The organism is Pseudoduganella rivuli, from assembly GCF_009674485.1.
GTDB classification, from domain to species: Bacteria; Pseudomonadota; Gammaproteobacteria; order Burkholderiales; family Burkholderiaceae_D; genus Rugamonas; species Rugamonas rivuli_B.
Genome location: NZ_WKJJ01000040.1, coordinates 1 through 20,785, shown reverse-complemented (window position 1 = coordinate 20,785; position 20,785 = coordinate 1). Strand labels below are relative to the sequence as shown.

Annotated in this window: 13 protein-coding genes; 6 read left to right on the top strand and 7 right to left on the bottom strand. The window is 66.1% G+C overall.

The annotated features are described in order from the left end of the window. Nucleotide 1 precedes the first annotated feature (1 nt). Entirely contained in the window at nucleotides 2-1,231 is a 1,230-nt protein-coding gene (locus tag GJ700_RS33995) for an efflux RND transporter periplasmic adaptor subunit (protein WP_154382526.1), read from the bottom strand. A gap of 180 nt (nucleotides 1,232-1,411) precedes the next feature. After that, entirely contained in the window at nucleotides 1,412-2,344 is a 933-nt protein-coding gene (gene tal / locus GJ700_RS33990; protein ID WP_154382524.1) for a transaldolase, read from the bottom strand. A 156-nt stretch (nucleotides 2,345-2,500) separates the two neighbouring features. On the opposite strand from tal, the gene GJ700_RS33985 reads away from it, so the two are divergent. Both GJ700_RS33985 and GJ700_RS33980 read left to right on the top strand, forming a co-directional pair. Then, the gene (locus GJ700_RS33985) at nucleotides 2,501-2,971 is read left to right on the top strand and encodes a hypothetical protein (protein ID WP_154382522.1); all 471 of its coding nucleotides are present in this window, start codon (nucleotides 2,501-2,503) and stop codon (nucleotides 2,969-2,971) included. A 7-nt stretch (nucleotides 2,972-2,978) separates the two neighbouring features. Further along, nucleotides 2,979-5,294 carry a sensor histidine kinase gene (locus GJ700_RS33980; RefSeq protein ID WP_371868251.1) on the top strand — a complete coding sequence of 772 codons (2,316 nt, stop codon included), beginning with the start codon at nucleotides 2,979-2,981 and terminating at the stop codon, nucleotides 5,292-5,294. On the opposite strand, the gene GJ700_RS33975 is transcribed toward GJ700_RS33980, so the two are convergent. Genes GJ700_RS33975 through GJ700_RS33960 form a run of 4 tightly spaced genes read right to left on the bottom strand, consistent with a single transcriptional unit; the run spans nucleotide 5,260 to nucleotide 9,925 of the window. After that, nucleotides 5,260-7,056, bottom strand: a complete 1,797-nt coding sequence (locus tag GJ700_RS33975; RefSeq protein WP_154382520.1) for a hypothetical protein — start codon at nucleotides 7,054-7,056, stop codon at nucleotides 5,260-5,262. The genes GJ700_RS33980 and GJ700_RS33975 overlap by 35 nt on opposite strands. A 1-nt stretch (nucleotide 7,057) precedes the next feature. Then, nucleotides 7,058-8,464, bottom strand: a complete 1,407-nt coding sequence (locus GJ700_RS33970) for a glycosyltransferase family 2 protein (protein ID WP_154382518.1) — start codon at nucleotides 8,462-8,464, stop codon at nucleotides 7,058-7,060. Then, nucleotides 8,464-9,531 carry a HEAT repeat domain-containing protein gene (locus GJ700_RS33965; RefSeq protein ID WP_195764104.1) on the bottom strand — a complete coding sequence of 356 codons (1,068 nt, stop codon included), beginning with the start codon at nucleotides 9,529-9,531 and terminating at the stop codon, nucleotides 8,464-8,466. Before GJ700_RS33965 ends, GJ700_RS33970 begins: the two co-directional genes overlap by 1 nt. A gap of 1 nt (nucleotide 9,532) precedes the next feature. Next, nucleotides 9,533-9,925, bottom strand: a complete 393-nt coding sequence (locus GJ700_RS33960; RefSeq protein ID WP_154382514.1) for a response regulator transcription factor — start codon at nucleotides 9,923-9,925, stop codon at nucleotides 9,533-9,535. 170 nt (nucleotides 9,926-10,095) lie between these two features. On the opposite strand from GJ700_RS33960, the gene GJ700_RS33955 reads away from it, so the two are divergent. The 4 genes from GJ700_RS33955 to GJ700_RS33940 are packed head-to-tail and all read left to right on the top strand — an operon-like array spanning nucleotide 10,096 to nucleotide 19,039. After that, a complete protein-coding gene (locus GJ700_RS33955) occupies nucleotides 10,096-12,069 on the top strand; it encodes an efflux transporter outer membrane subunit (protein ID WP_154382512.1) in 1,974 nt (657 codons plus the stop codon). After that, nucleotides 12,066-13,772, top strand: coding sequence for a LuxR C-terminal-related transcriptional regulator (locus GJ700_RS33950; RefSeq protein WP_154382510.1), 1,707 nt, complete (start codon nucleotides 12,066-12,068; stop codon nucleotides 13,770-13,772). The genes GJ700_RS33955 and GJ700_RS33950 overlap by 4 nt, the downstream gene beginning before the upstream one ends. Beyond that, entirely contained in the window at nucleotides 13,773-17,672 is a 3,900-nt protein-coding gene (locus GJ700_RS33945) for a peptidase domain-containing ABC transporter (RefSeq protein ID WP_154382508.1), read from the top strand. A 5-nt stretch (nucleotides 17,673-17,677) separates the two neighbouring features. Beyond that, a complete protein-coding gene (locus GJ700_RS33940) occupies nucleotides 17,678-19,039 on the top strand; it encodes an HlyD family type I secretion periplasmic adaptor subunit (protein ID WP_154382506.1) in 1,362 nt (453 codons plus the stop codon). 1,379 nt (nucleotides 19,040-20,418) lie between these two features. On the opposite strand, the gene GJ700_RS36375 is transcribed toward GJ700_RS33940, so the two are convergent. Beyond that, nucleotides 20,419-20,785, bottom strand: a 367-nt coding sequence (locus tag GJ700_RS36375; RefSeq protein ID WP_195764102.1) for a pentapeptide repeat-containing protein, incomplete at its 5' end; no start/stop codon positions are given.

The window sequence follows — 20,785 nt, the reverse complement described above, 5'->3', positions numbered from 1 at the left end:
CTTATTTGGCCGCGGCGGCAGTGGCCGGGGCCGGGCCGGGGGCGGGTGGCGTCGGCGCGCTGACCTGTCCTGGTGCATTGCCGGCGGGCGGACCTTGCCATGGCGTTGGCGTCACGGTGCCGCCCGGCTTGGTTTTCTGGAAGCCTTCGACGATGACTTTCTCGCCGCCTTTCAGGCCGGAACTGATGATCCAGCGGCCATCCTGCGCGGCGTCGGCTTTCACCGGTTGCGACGTGACCTTGTTGTCGGCGCCGACGACCAGCACGGTGGCGCCTTCCGGTCCGCGCACCACGGCTTGCTGCGGCACGGCGATGCCCGATTCGTTGACGGCCTGTTCCAGGCGGGTGCGCACGTACATGCCCGGCAGCAGGGCGCGGTCCGGATTCGGGAATTCGGCCCGCATCGTGATGGCGCCCGTGGTTTCATCGACGGTGACATCCGAGAACAGCAGCTTGCCGGCTTTCGGGTAGGGCTGGCCGTCTTCCGTCACCAGCGTGACCTTGGCGGCGCCCGCGTTGCCCTTGCCGTCGGCGGATTTCAATTTGCCGTCCGCCAGCGCTTTCCGCAGCCGCAGCACGTCCGCCGACGATTGGGTAATCGTCACGTAAATCGGGTCCAGCGTTTGCACCACCGCCATCGGCGTCGCTTCGCCCTGGCCCACCAGCGCGCCTTCCGTCACCAGCGCGCGGCCCACGCGGCCGGAAATCGGCGCCGTCACCGTGGCGTAGCCCAGGGTCAGCCCGGCGGTCTGGCGCGCGGCGCGCGCCGTGGCCAGGTCGGCCGTGGCCTGCTTTTGCGCCGTCACGGCATCGTCGTATTCCTGGTTGCTGACCGCCTGCGCCGCCAGTAACGGTTTATACCGTTTGACCTTCAGTTCGGCCTGTGCCAGGTTGGCTTCGGCCTTGGCGACGGCCGCCTGCGCGCTGTCGTAGGACGCCTGGAATTGCGCCGGATCGATCCGGAACAGTAAATCGCCCGCCTTGACGTCGCTGCCTTCCTTGTAGACGCGCGCCAGCACGATACCGGGTGTCCGTGCGCGCACTTGCGCGATGCGCGACGCTTCCAGCCGGCCCGGCAATTCGGCGGACAACGTCAGTTCGGCGGGGGCGACCGTGTAGACGGCAACTTTGGGGGGCGGCGGTGGGGCGGCGGCAGCCTTGTCGTCCTTGTGGCCGCAGGCAGCAAGCAACGACAATACGGCAACGGGGATGCAGCGGGGAACTGATCTCATGGATATCTCTGGAGTGGATGGTCAACGCGGTACGCCCCGGCGCCTGCGGCAAGAGCGGTGTTGGCCATTGTATAACAAGGACTTATGTAACGTTTTGTTATACGTTACAGCCTTGCAACATACATTCCAGAAACAAAAAATGGGGCGCGCAGCCCCATTATTGCCAGTCTGCGAAGTGGATTAACGCATGGCGGAAATGATTTGTTTCAGCTTGCCGGAATCGGCGCAGAAAGCGCGGATGCCTTCCGCCAGCTTTTCCGTCGCCATCGCATCTTCGTTGAGCATGAAGCGGAACGATTTCTCATCGACGGTCAGTTGCACCAGGCCGGCGGCGCCGGCGTCGACGCCCAGTTTGCGCTCGACCGGGCCGGTGGTGTCGGCCAGCTTTTGCAGCAAATCCGGGCTGATGGTCAGCAAGTCGCAGCCGGCCAGTTCCAGGATCTGGCTGGTGTTGCGGAAGCTGGCGCCCATGACTTCCGTCTTGTAGCCGAATTTGCGGTAGTAGTTGTAGATGCGCTTGACCGACTGCACGCCCGGGTCTTCCGCGCCGACGTAATCGATGCCGGTGCTCTTCTTGTACCAGTCATAGATACGGCCGACGAACGGCGAAATCAGTTGCACGCCCGCTTCCGCGCACGCGATGGCCTGCGCCAGCGAGAACAGCAGGGTCAGGTTGCAATGGATGCCTTCTTTTTCCAGGATTTCCGCAGCGCGGATCCCTTCCCACGTGGACGCGATCTTGATCAGCACGCGCTCGCGGGGGATGCCGGCCTTTTCATACAAGGCGATCAGTTCGCGGCCCTTGGCCACGTTGCCTTCGGTGTCGAACGACAGGCGGGCATCGATTTCCGTCGACACGCGGCCGGGAATCACTTTGAGGATTTCCGTGCCGAAGGCGATCAGCAAGTGGTCGATGATGTCGCCGGTGGAGGCGTTCGGGTTGTCGCGCACGGCTTTTTCCAGCAGTGGCTTGTATTCATCCTTTTGAACGGCTTTCAGGATCAGCGATGGATTGGTGGTGGCATCGCGTGGCGTATATGCCTTGATCGACTGGAAATCGCCGGTATCGGCAACGACGGTGGTGTATTGCTTGAGCTGTTCTAATTGGTTCATAGCATTCCAGGATGAAAGTGACAAAGGACTGAACGGAACATTGTACACAATCGGCGGGTACACTCAGCACATGAATCAAGTGCTGTTCTGGATCAGTGAAAAGTCGATTAACATTGCACCATATTGATCATCAGGAGTTTTGTCTTGAGGCTACCCATGATTCGCATCCTGCCCGCCGTGCTGCTGGCCGCCGGTCCAGCGCTGGCGGCGGTCGACGACGCCGCGCTGCGCCAGTGCCGCGCCATGGCCGATGCGGCTGCCCGTGTGGCCTGCTATGACGCGATTCCGCTGGGGCAGCCCGCCGCGGCGCCGCGGGCGGATGAGCGGGCAACTGAGCGGGCAAATGAGCAGCGCCGCGCGATCGACACCTTCGGCATGCCGGCCGGCGTCCGCAAGGAAAACCGGGTGGACAGCTACGAGACCCATATCGCCGGCCGGTTCGACGGCTGGGAAGGGGGCCAGGTGATCCGGCTGGCCAACGGCCAGGCGTGGCGCGTGGTGGACAGCACGGTCGATACGCTGGATTTGACCGACCCGAAAGTCACGGTGCGGCGCGGCCTGTCCGGCGCCGTGTTCCTCGACATCGACGGCGCCAACCGTTCACCGCGCGTGCAGCGGGTCCAGTAACGCCAGTGTGATCGTGCGCCTGCCCGAACGCAGCATCGCGACCTACCTGACGCTGGCATTTTCCGGCCTGACGGTGGTGTTGACGGTGGCGCTGGCCGAAGCGATCGGCGCGGCGGCCGGCGATGAAATCAAGGCCGGCATTGGCCAGGGCTTGACGGAACTGGCGCTGCAGACGGCGGACAAGCTCGATCGCGGCATGGCCGAGCGCTACCGCGAAGTGCGGCTGATGTCGCGCAACCAGGTGCTGATTGCGGAGGATGGTCCGCTCGACAAGCGGCGCGCCATCCTCAATGACCGCCAGGCCACGTATCACTGGTATGCCTGGATCGGCCTGGCCGGGCTGGATGGCAAGGTACGCCTGGCGACACAGGGCATGCTGGAAGGAGCCGACGTGTCGAAGCGGCCGTGGTTCCGCAATGCGCTGGCGGGCACCTACGTCGGCGACGTGCACGAGGCCGTGTTGCTGGCCAGGCTGTTGCCCAGTCCTGACAATGAGCCCAAGCGCTTTGTCGATATCGCTTTTCCTTACTCCGATGCGGATGGCAAGCCGGCCGGCGTGGTGGGGGCGCACCTGTCGTGGCAATGGGCCAGGGAAGTACAGCAATCCGTCATGCAATTTCCCCAGTCGGCGGGCGGGCCGGCGCCGGGGCGGCGCAACATGGAAGCGCTGATCGTCGGCGGCGACAGCGTCGTGCTGCTGGGGCCCACCGGCCTGCAGGGGCAAAAACTGGACACCGCCGCTGCCCGCGCCGTCCTGTCCGGCGCGACCGGCCACACGCTGGAAACGTGGCCGGACGGCCGCCAATACCTGGTCGGCTATGCGAAGACGCGCGGCTACAACGCTTACCCGGGTCTGGGCTGGAGCATCATGGTGCGCCAGAGCGTGGACGACGCCTATGCGCCCGTGCGCACCATCCAGCGCCGCGTGCTGTGGACGGGCGCGGCGCTGGCAGCGCTGTTTTCCGTGCTGGGCTTATTGCTGGCGCGGCGCCTGGCGCGCCCGATGGCTGCGCTGGCGGCATCGGCCGGCCGGGTCGGGCGCGGCGAAGCGATGGCCGTGGAACTGGGCGATGGCGGGCGGCACGGCTATGCGGAAGTCACGCAGCTGGCCGGCGCACTGAATGCGCTGGTGTCGAACCTGCTGGGAAAAACGGAAGAATTGAACGAACTGAACCGCTCGCTGGAACAGCGGGTGGCGCAGCGCACGGATGACCTGGAACGGGCGCTGGCGCAAGTGCGGGCCGAACAGCGGCGCGTGCAAACCATCATCGACAGCGCGCAGGATGCGTTTGTCGGCCTGGATTTGCAGGGCCGCATCACGGACTGGAATGGCGCGGCGGAACACATGTTCGGCTGGAGCCATGCGGAGGTGGCGGGCAAGCCGCTGGAAGACTTCCTGATTCCCGCCCGTTACCGCGATCACTATGTCAAGGCCATGCGGGGCTTCAATGAGCTCGGCGATGCCGACCTGTTGAACCGCCGCCTGGAGCGCATCGTCGTCAACCGCGCCGGCCAGGAAGTGCCGGTGGAAGTCACCGTGGGCCTGGCGGGTTCGCGGGACCAATATTTCTTCAGCGCGTTCCTGCACGATATTTCCGAGCGCAAGAAGGTCGAGCAAATGAAGAATGAATTCATTTCCACCGTCTCGCACGAGTTGCGCACGCCGATGACATCGATCCGCGCATCGCTGTCGATGCTGGCGTCCGGCGTGGCCGGTGATTTGCCGGACGATACAAAGCAATTGATCGACATCGCCCATGCCAGCTGCGAGCGGCTGGTGCGGTTGGTCAACGACGTGCTCGATATCGAGAAAATGGAGTCGGGCAAGATGGAATTCGACTTCCAGCCACAGGCGCTGCTGCCATTGGCGCGTACCGCCATCGACGATGTGCAGGGCAGCGCGGCGCACGCCGGCGTCACGCTGGCGCTGGAAGAAGGACCGGACGCGGCGGCGGCCTGCGCGCAGGTGGATCATGACCGCCTGATCCAGGTGGTGGTCAACCTGCTGTCGAACGCCGTCAAATTTTCCCCGCCGGGGGGGCGGGTCACCGTGACGGTCGAGCGGCTGGCCGATGGCGGCGACTGGGCCGTGATCCGCGTGGCGGACCAGGGGCCCGGCATCCCGGACGCCTTCCGCGACCGCATCTTCCAGAAATTCGCCCAGGCCGATTCCACCGATACGCGCCAGAAGGGCGGTACAGGATTGGGTTTGTCGATCTGCAAGAGCATCGTGGAGCGCCATGGCGGCGCGATTGCCTTTACTTCGGAAGCGGGCCGCGGCACGGAATTTACCGTGCGCCTGAAGGCGGCCGGTCCGGCGTAGCAGCCGGTTCGGTTGCCGGGAGGGCGTCGCCCGGCTCATGCACGGCCATGCCCGCAAATGAAGACCACGCGGAAAAATCCCTTTCCAGTTGCGGCAACAGCACCTGCAGCCGCGCCGGCTGGCGCTGGAAGGTGGTGGCGGAGCCGTCCAGCAGGCGGTTGCCGCTGTAGCGGAAGCCGGTTCCCGGCAGCCCCGCTTGCGGCTGCTTCAACAGCACCAACGCATCGAAGGGCGCGGTGAGCCCGGTCTGTTCCGGCGATAGCGTGATAGCCCACAGTTCCGCAGGGGCGCCGTTCGCGCGGACGTAGCGGTGTTGCCGTTCCGGTGCGATGGCGCCGGATTCCAGCGCGATGCGCACGCCCACCCCGTGGGTGACGCCCCAGTCGAGGAATGGCGTGGCAAAGTCGCGGATCTGTTCCTCGTCCGTGCGGTAATCCATGACAGTGACGATGGATGCGGCCTGCGCCAGCGCGGCGAGCAGGGTGTCCTTGGCATGCCACCAGAACGGCACGACGAAATCCAGCGGCAAGCCCCCGGCCGCCGCTTTCAGGCCGGCCAGCAATTGCGCATAGCCGAGGTCGTGCCGTTCGCTTGCCATGCCGTAGCCGTCGATCAAATAGTGTTCGATGTCGAATTGCACGCCCTGCAGCCGCGCGGCGGGTTCCACGCCGCGGTTGTAGGCGGCGACAGCGCGCACCCGGTCGGCGGTGGCGGCGTGGTGCGCCGGCAGCGCCATGTGGGGATCGCCTTCGACCGCCCACAATGCGATGCCGGCGCGGCTGGCCTGCCGCGCGAAGGCGGCCAGCCGCGCCGGGTGCGATATCGCCGCACCTTGCGTCGGCACCGTGATGAACAGGCTGCGCATGCCATGGCGGCGCGCCTGTGCCAGGACTGCGGCCGGGGCGCCGATCCAGTCCTTTGCGCGCCATACCCAGGTAGCGCGCGCCCGCACGGGGCCGGTGGAAGGTTGCGGCTGTAATTGCAGGCTGCCGATGGCCAGGGTAGCGGCGTGGCCGGGGCAGGTCAGCGCGATATGGCGCCAGCCTGCCCGGTCCCAGCCGGAGGCGGGCAATGGCAGCACCGCGTGCGTGGCGCCGCTGCCAAGCCGGCCAAGGTCGAGCGCGCGTTCATCGGCGGACGCGGCATCGTCGGCCAGCGCCACGGAAAACACGCCATCGGCCTGGTATTGCGCTGCGAGCACCAGCGCCGCACGCGGCATGGCCCATGGCGCGGACAACAGCACGCCGGCGGGCTTGCCGCCGCCGCGGCACTGTACGGTGAGGCGGCCGTCTGCCACCTGCGCGTGGACGCGTTCTTCCACGCCATAAGGACGCAATTGCAGCCGGTCCAGCAAATTGACGTGCAGCGGCGCCGCCGTGCGCGCCGCCGGGGCATGCGTGGCGGCGGCCGGCGGCAGCACGGTTTCCACTGCGCCCAAGGCGGGTGTGCCGGCCTGGTCGGCGCGCTCGGGACGGTAAATCAGGATGGTGCGGGCGTCGGTAACGCGGTCCGATGGCGTGGCGGGACGCACCGCGGCAATCTGCCCGGGCGCTACAGGCAGTGCGATGCCCCGGCAACCGTCCGGCAGCGGGCCGGCGCGCACGCGCAGGACGGGAGGTGCCGGCGCGCCGTTGCCGCGCGTATCGGCGGCGCACACTTGCAGCCAGGAGGGGGCATCCGGCGCCGCCATCACGGGCGCGGTTGCAAGCAAGGCCGCCGCACCGATGGCGGCGGCAAGGCGGCACGCATGCGCATCGTCCATGTCAGGCCTTGCTCTGCCAGTTGCCCTTGCGCGTCATCGCGCCCCAGCTGGACTCGCGCTGCGTGGCCCAGCGCCACAGCCCCACCAGCCGCCACCAGCTGTTCAGCTGGCGATAGCCGAAGTTTTCCGCGATCACCACCAGCGCCAGGACACCCAGCTGGCGCATGCGCGGGTAAATGTGGAATGACATTTCCTCCAGCATCAGGCCGGACGCGGACAGCAGCACGCCCAGCCCGATCGCGACAAACAGGAAAATCGCAAAGGCTTGCCATGAAATCCAGCCGAACCAGAACGCCACCGCCATGAAGAGGTAACCGCCCAGCTCCACCAGGGGCCCCAGCCACTCGAACAGCATCATGAACGGGAACGCCAGCCAGCCCGGCACGCCGCCGCGCCGGTTGAACATCAGGCCCCAGTTGGCCGCCAGGCTTTCCGACAAGCCCCGCTGCCAGCGGATGCGCTGGTTGCGCAACGTCGCGTGGTCTTCCGGCGCCTCGGTCCAGCACACGGGGTCCGGCACGAACTGCACGCGGTAAGGGACGCCACGGTCGCGCAACTGGCGGTGCATGCGCACCACCAGTTCCATGTCTTCGCCGATGGTCTTGGGCTTGTAGCCGCCGGCCAGCACCACGGCGTCCTTGCGGAACAGGCCAAACGCGCCGGAAATGATCAGCATGCCGTTGATGGTGGACCAGCCCAGCCGCCCGAACAGGAAGGCGCGCAGGTATTCGACTACCTGGAACAGCGCCCAGATATTGCGGGGCAGGCCGATGCGCGTTAAGAAGCCGCCCTTGACTTCGCAGCCATTGGCGACCCGCACCGTGCCGCCCGATGCGACCACGGTGGCGTCGTTGAGGAACGGACGCACCAGCCGGTGCAGCGCATCGCGCTGCAGGATGGAATCGGCATCGACGCCGCAAAACAGCGGGTAGCGCGACGCATTGATGCCCGCGTTCAGTGAATCGGCCTTGCCGCCATTGACCTTGTCGATGACGCGCAGGTTGGGATAGCGCGTGGAGCGGTAAATCGTCCGTACCGGCTTCGTTTCCAGCTGCACGCGATACGCTTCCGGGAAAGGTTCCAGTGCGAAGTCCTTTTGCAGCACGGCCAGCGTATTGTCTTTCGAGCCATCGTTGATGACGATGATTTCCAGTTCCGCATACGACAGTTGCAGCATCGAGCGGACCGATGCGGCAATCGTGGCTTCTTCGTTGTACGCGGGCACCAGCAGGCTGATCGGCGGCTCCAGCGATGAATACACTTGCGGCAAATCGTCGAGGATGTTTTCCTGGCTGCGGCGGTGCAGCGCCACCACCGACAACAGGTTCAACAGCAGGTAGCCGCCATTGAGAAGGATGAAATAAACAATGACGAAGTGCGTGAAAAAGTCGATCGCCATGTGCAGCATCAGGTCGCCCCTTCCGCCAGTACCTGGCGCATCATGTCGGCGCCGAAGCGGTCGGCGCCTTCGCAGACGGCCTGGATATCGGCCGTGGTCAGGAACGGCAGCGAGACCAGCGCCTGCGCGGCGCGGTAGCGCACCCACCATTGCGAATCGCACAGCATGCCCTGCAAGCGGGGCACGTCGTTGACGTCGCCGATATGGCCCAGGGCGCGTGCCGCCTGCAGCCGCACGCGCCAGTCTTCATGGCTGATGTGGCTGCGCACCAGGTCCAGCATGTCCGGCATGGCCGCCATCCGCAGCACGGCAATCAGCACGTCGACCGAACCGTTGCCCGGCAAGCCTTGCAGCACCTGCGCCGGCAAGGTGGCGCGCAACCCTTCCAGCAGGCGCAAGGCGGCAGGCAGGCGCTCCGGCGGCAATTGCGGAATCGCGGCCACCAGCACGGGCGTCCAGTGCACATGGGCGTCCTGCAGGATTTTTGCCACCTGCGACAGCGCCCAGTCGTCGCGCCGCAACAGCAGCGGCGCCAGTTCTCCGGCTGCCGCGGCCGCATCGATTTGCACCAGCGCCCACAACGCGTGGACGGACGTGGCGGGATCGTCGCCGGCGGCTTCTTTCAGCAAACTTTTCCATGCACGGCGGTCGCGCAAATGGCCCAGCGCCAGGATCGCCAGCAGTTTGCGGGCGCGCTGCCCGGACGCCAGCAAGGCATGGGCCATGGCGCTGCAGTCGAGGGCAAAGCCCACCTGGTTCAAACCGGTGCTGGCTTCACCCCGCACGGACTGGTGCAGGCGTACCCACAGTTTCAGGAACGTCAGGCGGTCGCGCTTTGCCAGTACCGGCAACGCTTGCGGTGGTTCGCCGGCCAGCGCCGCATTCAGCAACGGACGCCAGACGGCAATGACCCGTTGCTCCTGGCGCTGGCGGCGGCGCAAATCGTCGCGCAAGACAATGATGTACAGGCCGATGCCCAGGGTCAGGGCCAGTGCACCGGCGCCGGTCCACGCGGCCGCCTGCAGGATCGGGTCGGCCAGCCGCCCGAATATCTGGGAGGGCAGCAGCAGCGCCATGTCAGGGCTGGCGCAGATAGCGGCGCACGCGCGCCAATAATTCCGCCGGCTGGAAGGGTTTGACGATGTAATCGTTGGCGCCCGCATCCAGCGCGCGCACGATGTCACGTTCCGTGGTCTTGGCGGTCAGCATGACGACAGGAACCTGCTTCCATTCCGGCAGGGCGCGGATGATGCCGATGACTTCAAAGCCGTCGAGGTAAGGCAGCATGACGTCCAGCAGCACCAGCGCAGGCAATTCCGCCGCCTGCTCGACCGCCTGGCGCGCGGCCAGGCCATCGGCCGCCAATTGCACCCGATAGCCTTGCCGCTCCAGCATGAATTTCAGGATTTGGCTGATGTGCTCATCATCCTCAACGACGAGAATGAACGGCTGGCTGGCGTCTTCGGTCATGGTAATGGTCAAAAAACGTACACCAAGTCATTGTACCGAAAGTGCCTGAAAGCCCGCGTAGGGTTGAAATGCCACTGTTTATGACAAATAACGTTGTATGTCACTCAACATTTATTGAGGCAGGTCTATGGATATGCTACTGTGCCAGTTCATAGCCACTTCTGGTTTCCATGTCATCCAAACCCAGCCGGCGCAGTGCGAGGCCACTGCCTATCGAATTGCATCGCTATAGCTTAGGCCATGGAATTGCCGCCGCACTGCTCGGCGTGTTTTTGACCGGATGTGCCGCTAAGCGTTCCCAGTACGATGTTCCTGTAGTATCCGTTCCCGCAGCCTTCCCGAAGGCAGCCATCGACTCTGCCCCGGCGCCGGCCACACCTGCCGCTTCCACGGGCAGGCTGGCCGCCGGCGCCAGGCTGGATCAGGTATTGCCGGAATGGTGGCGGCTGCTCGGCAGTACCGAACTGGATGACCTGGTCAAGCGCGCGCTCGAGGGCAATGCGGAACTGAAAATTGCCGCGCTGCGCGTGCAGCAGGCGCGTGCCCGCACGTCGCAGGCCGTATCGGACCAGTTGCCCGTGGTGACGGGATCGGTGCAGCGGCGGCGCGAAGCGGCCGAAGGCGATGTCGGCGGCGGTGTCACCAGTTCCCGCACGCCGGCCCGCACGGTCAGCCAGGTGGGCGTCCGGGCCGATTTCCGTGTCGACGTCTGGGGCGAGCGGCAATCGCAGTTTGAATCGGCTGAATTGCAGGAGCGCCGCGCCATGTTCCAGCGCGACGATGTGCAGCGCAACCTGGTGGCCAATGTGGTGGCCGGCTATATCGATTACCTGTCATTCAACGACCGCTTGCGCGTGGCCACGGAAACCGATGTGGCGGTGTCCGGCATGCTGGCGGCGGTGGAAGCGCGGCTGGAGCGGGGCGACGCGACATTGATCGACATGGAACAGCAGCGTGCCGCCGTGTATTCCGTCAAGGCCACCATTCCCGCGCTGGAACAGCAGCGCGATGAAGCGCTGAACAACCTGGCCGTGCTGCTGGGCGTTGCGCCCGGATCGCTGCAAGTCAAAGGCCAGGGCCTGGCCGCGCTGTCGTTTCCCACGGTCTTGCCGGGTGTGCCGTCGGCATTGCTGCTGCGCCGTCCCGACGTGCGCGTGGTGGAAGCGCGCCTGCTGGCGGCCGATGCCGATATCGACGTGGCGCGCACCCGTCTGCTGCCGCCGCTGGACCTGTCCGCGCAGGCGGGGTACGGCAGCCAGTTCATGTCGCGCCTGTTCGAACCGCAAACGCTGTTCTGGAACGTGGTGGGCAACCTGTCGGCCACGATCTTCGACCATGGCCGGCGTTCGCGCGAAGTCGATGTCGCCAGCGCCGTGCACCAGGAAATGGTGGAAACCTATGCCCGCGTCATTTATGGCGCCGTGCGCGAAGTCGACGATGCGCTGAACGGTATCCGGCTGGGCCGTGCGCGCCTGGCAGCTCAGCGTGAAGCGGCGCAGGCCGCCAAGCGGGCATGGGATTACAGCCGCGAGTCGTACCAGGCGGGCGGCATCGACCACCTGCTGTTGCTCGACACGGAGCGCACCTACCACCGCATGCTCGATGAGCAGGACAATATCGACCTGCAGCGCTACCGCGCGCTGATCAACCTGTTTACCGCGCTGGGTGGCGGCACGGCCAGCGGCGAGCCGTTGCCGGGCAAGGGCAAGCGCCCGGCCGCGCCGGCGGCGGACGACGCCGGCCGCGTGCTGACGGACATCGCCCAGAACCAGGTCCCGGCGCAGGCGCTGGCGCAGGGCGAATGGCAGCTGGAACTGGCCGCTGTCACCGATGCCGCCGGTATCGCGGCAGCCTGGCGCGACCTGCAATTGCGTTTCCCCGACCTGATGTTCCAGCGCACGGTCGCCGCGCGCAAGCAGGACGGGGCGGGATTGCGCGTCTTCCTGGCGCGCTTTGCCACGGGCGCCGAAGCGGAAATCGCATGTGCCCGGCTGCGTGAACAAGCGATCGCCTGCCGCACGGTGGCGCCGGGCGCCGTGCCGGAAGGGATGCTGGCGCCTTCGGCGGCGGCGTCCAGGCCGGCGGCGGTGTCGCACCAGCCCGCGCTGAACGGCCGGGCTGGCGGTATGGCGCGCCTGCCATGACCGATGCCCGGCCTGATCCGATCGAGCCGGGCGCCGCGCCGGCGTCCGAGGGCCAGCCCGCCCATGTGGAACTGACGCCGCGCCAGCAGCAAATCATGGAATTGCTGCGCGCCGGTAAAGTCAACAAGGAAATTGCCCGGGAACTGGGCATCGGTGTCGGCACCGTCAAGCAGCACGTGGTGACGCTGTTCAAGCGCCTCAACGTGCGCAACCGCACGATGGCGGTGACGCGCGGCATGGTGCTGGCCGAGCCGCGCCCGGCGGAGACGCACGAACACACCGCCACGGCCGCGCCGTCGCCGGCCACCGGCATGCTGGAGCGCCGGCCTTGCGCGGTATTGAGCCTGGCGTTGCCGGCGGAAGCCGACGATGCCGCCGTGCGGCGCCTGCATGACAGCCTGGCGGCGCTGGCCTGCGACCTCGATGCCGTGTTCGTGGCGCGGCGCGGTAACGCTGGCGACCTGATCTTCGGCCTGCACCAGGTGGGCGAGCGCGATTTGCTGCGCGCCATGGCGTGTGCGCAGCGGCTGTATGAAACATTCAGCGCGGAAGCGCCGGCGTTGGCCGGCGCCATGCGCGGCGGCCTGACCGTCGGCATCGTCGTGGCCAGCATGCTGCGCAACGGCGGCTGGTCCGGCGAAGCGATCGTCAGCACCGCCATAGCGGGCGCGCGCGAGTTGCAGGAGCAGGCGCCCGCCGGCCAGCTGGCGCTGGGCCGTCCCGTCTTCGACGTGATGCAGGCGCAGGGCATCCGCAGCGACGCGCTGTTCGGGGCGGGGACGGCGCCCGGCGCGGTGGCGTTCAACGCGCTGGCAGGCATGGACTGGCACGGCGAACGGATCGCCTATCCGCTGGTGGGGCGCGCCGACGAACGCAAAACGCTGGAGCGGTGCCTGCGCGACGCGGCCGCAGGGCAGGGCGGGTTGCTGCTGCTGGAAGGTGAAACCGGCATGGGCAAGTCGCGCCTGTGCAAGGCGTTGCTGGCGCAGTGCCGCCAGGCGCAGGGCCATGCGGTGGCGTACGCGGTGCCGCAGGATGCGGCGCAGCGCGATACCGCCGGCGGCGTCATTGCCATGCTGGATGGCTCGCAGCCCCGTCCCGGCGCGCCGCTGGTCGCGGTGGTCGACGACTACCATTTCCTGTCGCCGCAACAGCGGCTGGCCGTGCTGGAGCGGGCGTACAAGTCGGCGCAGGCTGGAGCGCTGGTGGTGCTGTCTGGCCGCCGCGTGCCGGAGACCGGGGCCGCCGGCAGCACGGACGATGTCCCCGTGGTCCGGCTGGCGCTGAGCCGCCTGAGCGGCAAGGAAATCGAAGCGCTGGTGCGCCAGGTGCCCGGCGCGCAAGGCATGCCGGCCGCCCAGGTCCAGCACATCGTCGCGGATGCGGCCGGCGTGCCGCTGTTTGCGGTGGAGCTGGCCCGGCATTGCCACGAAGTGGGCGTCGCGCTGCCGCTGCTGGTGATCGTCATTGCGCGGCTGGACAGCCTGCACCTGGACCGCAAGTTGTTGCGCGTGGCGGCGCGCCGCAGCCTGCCGCCGACCACGGCGGAAATCGCCGCCATGCTGGGCCAGGCGCCCGACACCGTCGCCGACGCGGTGCAGCGCGCCGTGGCGTCCGGCGTGCTGCGGGAAGATGCCGACGGCCGCCTCGATTTCGGCCATCCGCTGCTGCGCAAGATCATCGATTATTTATCCCTTGAATAAATGAACAACTCCACTTCCCCGGCCCCCGAAGCGGGCGGCGCCTCGGCGCTGCGCAGGTTCCTGCGCGACAGCCCGCTGGGACAGGTGCTGAATTCACCGGACTTGCGGCGCGTGGCGCCTGGCCTGGCGCTGTCGGCATTGCTGTCGAACGTGCTGGCGCTGGCGCTGCCGCTGGCGATCCTGCAAATCATGGACCGCGTGGTCGGCAACCAGTCGCTGGAAACGCTGGCCTTCCTGGTGGGCGGCATCGTGGTGGCCCTGGTGCTGGAAGAAGTGCTGCGTACGATCAGTTCCGTGGTGACCGGCTGGCTGGGCATCCGCTATGAACACCGGACCGGGATGGCGGCGCTGGGGCGCCTGTTGCGCGTGCCGATGCGGCGCTACCGGGGCGAGGAGGCGGGCACCTATGCGGAGCGCATCCTGGCCAGCGCCAAGGTGGCCGAGTTCTATTCGGGCCAGGCGCTGCTGGTGGTCTTCGACCTGCCTTTCGTGGTGATCTTCATGGCGATCATCATTGCCATCGGCGGCTGGGTGGGGCTGGTGCCGATCGCGCTGCTGGCGGCCTTTGTCGCGCTGAGCCTGGGCTTCGGCAAGCGCCTGAGCGACCAGATCGAACAGCGCCAGGTGCTGGACGACCGCCGCAGCAGCTTCCTGGCCGAAGTGCTGACCAATATCCACACGGTGAAAACGCAGGCGATGGAATTGCTGATGCTGCGCCGTTACGAGCGCCTGCAGGAAGCCAATGCCCGCATCGGCGAGCAGCTGACCGGCAACAGCGCCCGCGCCAATGACCTCGGCGTGCTGTTCTCGCAAGTGATGGTGGTGGCCGTGATTTCCGCCGGTTCGACGGCCGTGATCCTGGGCCAGATCACGCCGGGCAGCCTGGCCGCCATCATGATGCTGTCCGTGCGCGCGTTGCAACCGCTGCGCCGCAGCCTGTCCGTGTGGCTGCGTTACCAGTCATTCGTCTCGGCCCAGCAGCGCCTGGATGACATCATGTCCATGCCGTACGAGGATGGCGCGGGCCTGCCGCCATTGCAGGCGGTGACGCAAGGGATCGAGCTGCGCGACGTTTCGCTCAGCCATGGCGCCGAACGTCCATTGTTTTCGCACCTGTCGCTGACGATCCCCGCCGGCCAGTGCGTCGCCATCCAGGGAGACAGCGGCAGCGGCAAGACCAGCCTGCTGTCGCTGATCAGCGGCCTGGAACAGCCCGACCAGGGCCAGGTCTTGCTGGACGGCGTTCCCGTGGGCGCGTGCGCGCCGGACAGCATCCACAAGCAAATCGCTTTCCTGCCGCAATCGGGCAAGATCATGGCGGGCACCATCCTGGAAAACCTGACCATGTTCGACCACCAGCTGAACCCGGCCGCACTGGCGGTGGCGCGCGAAATGGGGCTGGACCGCATGGTGGCCGGCATGAAGGCGGGCTATGAAACGCCGCTGGGCGAGGGCGGCGGCGAAATCCTGCCGGAAGGCGTGCGCCAGATGATCGCCATTGTGCGCGCGCTGGTGCACAACCCGAGCGTGATCCTGTTCGATGAAACCAATATCGCCCTGGACATGGAAGGTGACAAGCGCCTGCGCGATTACCTGGCCGGTTTCAAGGGCTCGCGCACGATGATCATGGTGACGCACCGTCCATCGATGCTGTCGCTGGCGGACAAGGTGTATTCGCTGACGGATGGCCATTTGCGCGAAGGCTTGCTGCGCGAAAAAGAGAAGATGGCGGAACAGGATGCGCCATCGCTGGCGGCGCCGGAGCGCCCGCAACCGGTGACGGATGCGGCGGCGTTGGCGGCCGGCTATTATCCGAATCCGTCCGACCTGGCGCGCTGCCTGTCGCCGCTGCTGACCGCCCTGGAGTGGCAGGGACAGCCGCAGCACCTGGTCGACGCCATGCCGCACCTGGCGCAGGAACTGGATTTGTCCGGCCTGTGCAGCGTGCTGGCCAACCTTGGTTACTTCCCCCGTCACTTCCATACGTCGCTGGCCACGCTGGACGAGCGTCTGCTGCCTTGCCTGTTCCTGCCGCAGGATGCGCCGGCCATGGTGGTCCTGGGACGCCGCGCCGACGGCGCATTGCGCGTGTTCGATGGCGGCACCGGCAATGAGGTCGCGCTGGATGAGAATGTGCTCGGCCAACTGGGTGAAGCTTACCTGTTCCAGCCTGACCAGCGCACGGACCCGCGTTCGGCGCGCAGCGCCAGCGCCGGCAGCTGGTTTGGCGCGCTGGTGTGGCGCCTGCGTAAACACCTGGGCATGATCCTCGGCCTGACGGTGTTGTCGACCGCGCTGGCGCTGATGCCGCCGCTGTTCGTCAAGGCGGTGTTCGATACAGTGATCCCCAGCGGCGATATCCGGCTGGGGATGTTCCTGACCCTGGGCGTGCTGCTGGTGGTGGGGCTGGACTGGCTGTTGCGGGGCCTGAAAAACCGTATTCTCGCCTATGTCGGTGGACGAACAGAATATGTGCTGGGCACCGGCGTGTTTGAGAAAGTCATTTGCCTGCCCGCCACGGCGACCGATGGCGCGACCAGTACGCGCCAGCTGGAACGCATCAAGAACCTGGAGAGCTTGCGCGACTTCTTCCTGGGGCCGATGGTGCTGATTGCGTTCGAACTGCCGGCCAGCCTCGTGATGTTGCTGGCGCTGGCGTTCGTCAATGCGTGGGTGGTGCTGGTGGTGCTGACGGCCGTGGCGCTGTACGCGGCGCTGTGGTTCGGCACGCGCCGGTGGAACCAGAGCTCGACGGCGCGCGCATCGCAACTGGGCGGCGCGCGCAGTGAATTCATCAACGAAGTGCTGTCCAATATGCGTTTGATCCGCAGCGCGGGCGTGGCGCACACGTGGCTGAAACGGTTCCAGGATGTCAGCGGTAAAGCCGTGCTGGCGTCGTTCCAGGACCAGCAATTGCGCATCCGGCTGAATGGCGCGGCGCAAATCCTCGGCATGTGCACGGGCTTGTTCTCGATGGCGGCATCGGCCTATCTCACCATTACCGGCAACCTGACGGGCGGTGCGATGGTGGCCACCATGATGATCGTCTGGCGCCTGACCGGTCCGATCCAGAACGTGTTCCTGGCCACCAGTTCGCTGGTTCGAACCCGCACCAACATTCGCCAGATCGAAAACCTGATGCGGCTGCAAACGGAGCGGGAAAGCGGCATCAAGCCGTCCGTGCGCCCCGCGGTGGCGGGCGAACTGTCGCTGTCGCGGGTATCGTTCCGCTATGCCAACGACGCCGACCCGGCGCTGCTGGGCCTGAATTTCTCGGTGGAGCCGGGGCAGATGGTGGTGATCGCGGGGCCGAACGGTTCCGGCAAATCGTCGCTGCTCAAGCTGATCGTGCGCGTGTATTCGCCGCAGGCCGGCACCATCCGCCTCGACCAGGTCGACATCCGCCAGATGGCGGCGGCCGAACTGCGCAGCGGTATCAGCTACATGCCGCAGAACTGTGAAATCTTCCATGGCACGATCCTGCAAAACCTGAAGCTGGTGCATCCGGTGGCGACCGACGACGAAGTACGCTGGGCGATCGACATGGCGGGCTTGTCCACCGATATCGCTGCCATGCCGGAAGGCGCGGAGACGCGGATTTCGAACAGCCGCCTGGAGCAGCTGCCGTATGGCTTCCGCCAGCGCCTGCTGCTGGCGCGCGCCATGCTCAAGCCCGCGTCCGTGGTGCTGCTGGACGAACCCGGAACCGGCATGGATGAAGCGGGCGAACAGGCGCTGGTGCGCTGCATTACGTGGCTGAAGGGCCGTACCACCTTGCTGGTGGTGTCGCACCGGCCGGGGCATATGCGGATGGCCGACCGCGTGATCTACATGAAGGGTGGTGCAGTTGCGGCGATGGGGCCGTACGACAGCATCAAGAACACAGTGATGGCAGGATAACTCTGATGAAAAAACTTGTACAACAAGTGCTGTTTGGGGCCGAGGGGCAGACCGGCATGGGCAGCCGCAAGCGTCGGCTGCTGTCCGAATCGGCCCGGGTGGAAGAAGAACTGGTGCCGGCTTTCGTGCGGCCGTTGCTGGTGATGGTGGCCGCGGTGGTGGTGCTGTTCTTCCTGTGGGCCGCCGTGACGCACATTACGGAAGTGGCGCGGGCGCCTGGTGAAGTGGCGCCGGCCGGACAGGTCAAGGTAGTGCAGCACCTCGATGGCGGTTCGGTGGCGGAAATCCTGGTCGAGGAAAAAGCGCTGGTGCAGCCGGGGCAGGTGCTGCTGCGCCTGGACGGATCGCAAGCGCTGTCCGATTTGCGCCAGACTGGCGCGCGCATGGTGGCGCTGCGGCTGCGCCTGGAACGCCTGAGCGCCTTCGTGGAAAACCGCAAGCCGAAATTCGAAGAGCTGGCGCCGGACCATCCGGAACTGGTGGCGCACCAAAAGCAGATTTACCAGACCCAGTTGTCGAGCCGCGATTCGGCGCTGGCCATCCTGGATCACCAGATCAGCCAGCGCAGCGACCGTTTGCAGCAGATCCAGAAGGCGCTCTCTACGGCGCAGGAGCACCAGGGCTTGACGGGTGAGCTGGCGACGATGCGGGAAGACCTGGCCAGCCGCAAGCTGGTGAACCGTTCCGTGCTGCTGGAAACGCGCCGCGCCAAAGTCAGCGCTGAGGGCGAAGTGGCGCGCCTGGCGGCCGATGCCAGGGTGTCGGAACAGGAGCTGGCGGAAAGCCGCAGCCGCCGCGTCGATACGCTGAACGTGCAGCGCCGCGACGCGCTGGCGGAAATCGGCTCGGTCAGCGCGGAACTGGCCGAAGTGACGGAATTGCAAGCGCGCCTGCAAGCCAAGGTGGACCGGCTGGTGGTGCGCGCCCCGGTGCGCGGCTATGTGCAGGATATGAAAGTGCAAACGGTGGGGCAGGTGGTGCAACCCGGCGGCCTGATGATGCAAATCGTCCCCGATTCCGTGCCGCTGGAAGCCGTGGTGCGCATTGCACCCAAGGACATCGGCTATGTGAAGGTGGGCCAAACCGTCAATTTGCGCGTCAGCAGCTTCGATTATGCGCGTTTCGGTTTCGCCGAAGGCAAGCTCAAGCGCATCACGGCGACTTCCGTGGTGGGCGAGGATGGCCGGCCATATTTCCGTGGCTGGGTGGATTTGCCGCAACCGTATGTTGGACACAACAGTGACCGTTATATGTTGCAACCTGGCATGGGTGTGGAAGCGGAAATCCTGACCGGCGAGAAAACCGTGCTGGCTTACCTGTCCAAGCCGCTGCTGGAGATGTTCTCCCGGTCATTCCGTGAGCGTTAATTTCCACATGGAATTATTTTTCTTGGTTTAAAGTTAATTTTCTGGGAGGCACTATAACCTCTGGCCGTCTGGAGGATTGAATAGCGGAAAGCTACACTGCAAATAGGCAAAATTCGCCAAATTCGCAAAAATTCGCTAGGAAAACGGTCATGGCTGACAACAATCAACCCTCGGACAACCAGCAACCTCAGGAAAGCACCGCCCCTGCTGGTAACCAACAGGAAGCAGCCCTGTTTGATGACTTGACCGTATTGAGCCGTGGCGAAGGGTTGGGCGACACGACCCGCACCGATAACCTGGGCGCGGCTCCGGAGCGGGTCGACAGCACCGGTAATGAAAACGTCCAGGCGGACGTGCGGGGCAATGACACGCGCGACCGCACCGGCACGGATGAGGGCGCAGCCGCCGGCCAGGGATTGGGTGTCAACGGCGGCGATACCGGAAACGGCCTGACGCCTCCGGTGATCGATAACGGCAGCACGGGTGGCCAGTTGGGCGTGCCATTCGTCGACCAGGTGGTTCCTGCGGCGCAGATCGATCTTCCCGCGGATACCGGCGCGGCAGGCGGCGCCAACAATGCTGCCGCAGCCAGTGTCACAACACCGGCAGGTGGTACGGGGGACAGTGGTGGCGCCGGGGGGATTGCCGGCGGCACGGTTCCGGAAACGAGCGGTGTTGCCGCGCCGGCCACCGAAGTGAATGCGGCATCGGCTACTGACCAAACCACGACGGATGCACCAGCGGCCACGCAGGCGCCGACAGCCACGCCGGCGCCGACGGAAGCGGCGGAAGTCACCGAAACCCCGGCGCCAACCGACACGACGGCCCCGGCTGCAACGGCAGCGCCTACGGATACGGCCGCACCGACCGATACGGCAGCGCCAACGGTAACGCCCGATCCAACGGCAACCCAGGCGCCGACCGCCGCACCGACCGATGCGCCGACAGAAACTGCTGCGCCAACGGAATCCCCATTGCCGACCGTGACGGCAGCGCCGGCGCCAACGCCGGAACCAACGGTGACTTCGGCACCCGAGGTAACGCAGGCGCCTACTGCCGCTCCGACGGAGGCGCCAACTGTGGCGCCTACCGTTGCGCCAACTTCCGCGCCAACCGATGCGCCAGCACAGACGGAGCCAGCTACGGATGCACCGAACTCGACTGATGAGGCATCGACAGCACCTGTCACTGATGAGCCTGGCACGACTGAACCTGCGGTAACGGAGCCGGCAACGACGGAACCTGCCACGACTGCACCTGCAGCAACAGAGCCAGCTACGACTGCGCCGGCAACGACGGAACCCGCTACGACTGCACCGGCAACCACGGAACCGGCCACGACGGCGCCAGCAACCACGGAACCCGCTACGACCGAGCCTTCAACGACGGGACCAGCGACGACCGAGCCTGCAACGACTGAGCCAGCAACGACTGAACCAGCAACGACTGAACCAGCAACGACTGAACCAGCAACGACTGAACCAGCTACTACTGAGCCTGCAACGACCGAGCCTGCAACGACCGAGCCAGCAACGACTGAGCCAGCAACGACTGAGCCGGCCACAACAGAGCCTGCGACAACCGAACCAGCAACGACTGAGCCGGCCACGACCGAACCTGCGACGACTGAACCGGCTACAACCGAACCGGCCACGACCGAACCTGCGACGACGGAACCGGCTACGACTGAACCGGCTACGACTGAGCCTGCGACGACGGAACCGGCGACAACCGAGCCGGCAACGA

Excerpts from the sequence above, each read along its gene's own strand:
- GJ700_RS33975 (WP_154382520.1), bottom strand. The coding sequence starts at position 7,056 with ATGGACGATGCGCATGCGTGCCGCCTTGCCGCCGCCATCGGTGCGGCG.
- GJ700_RS33945 (WP_154382508.1), top strand. The coding sequence starts at position 13,773 with ATGAACAACTCCACTTCCCCGGCCCCCGAAGCGGGCGGCGCCTCGGCG.
- GJ700_RS33960 (WP_154382514.1), bottom strand. The coding sequence starts at position 9,925 with ATGACCGAAGACGCCAGCCAGCCGTTCATTCTCGTCGTTGAGGATGAT.
- GJ700_RS33965 (WP_195764104.1), bottom strand. The coding sequence starts at position 9,531 with ATGGCGCTGCTGCTGCCCTCCCAGATATTCGGGCGGCTGGCCGACCCG.
- GJ700_RS33985 (WP_154382522.1), top strand. The coding sequence starts at position 2,501 with ATGATTCGCATCCTGCCCGCCGTGCTGCTGGCCGCCGGTCCAGCGCTG.
- GJ700_RS33950 (WP_154382510.1), top strand. The coding sequence starts at position 12,066 with ATGACCGATGCCCGGCCTGATCCGATCGAGCCGGGCGCCGCGCCGGCG.
- GJ700_RS33995 (WP_154382526.1), bottom strand. The coding sequence starts at position 1,231 with ATGAGATCAGTTCCCCGCTGCATCCCCGTTGCCGTATTGTCGTTGCTT.
- GJ700_RS33955 (WP_154382512.1), top strand. The coding sequence starts at position 10,096 with ATGTCATCCAAACCCAGCCGGCGCAGTGCGAGGCCACTGCCTATCGAA.
- tal (WP_154382524.1), bottom strand. The coding sequence starts at position 2,344 with ATGAACCAATTAGAACAGCTCAAGCAATACACCACCGTCGTTGCCGAT.
- GJ700_RS33970 (WP_154382518.1), bottom strand. The coding sequence starts at position 8,464 with ATGCTGCACATGGCGATCGACTTTTTCACGCACTTCGTCATTGTTTAT.
- GJ700_RS33940 (WP_154382506.1), top strand. The coding sequence starts at position 17,678 with ATGAAAAAACTTGTACAACAAGTGCTGTTTGGGGCCGAGGGGCAGACC.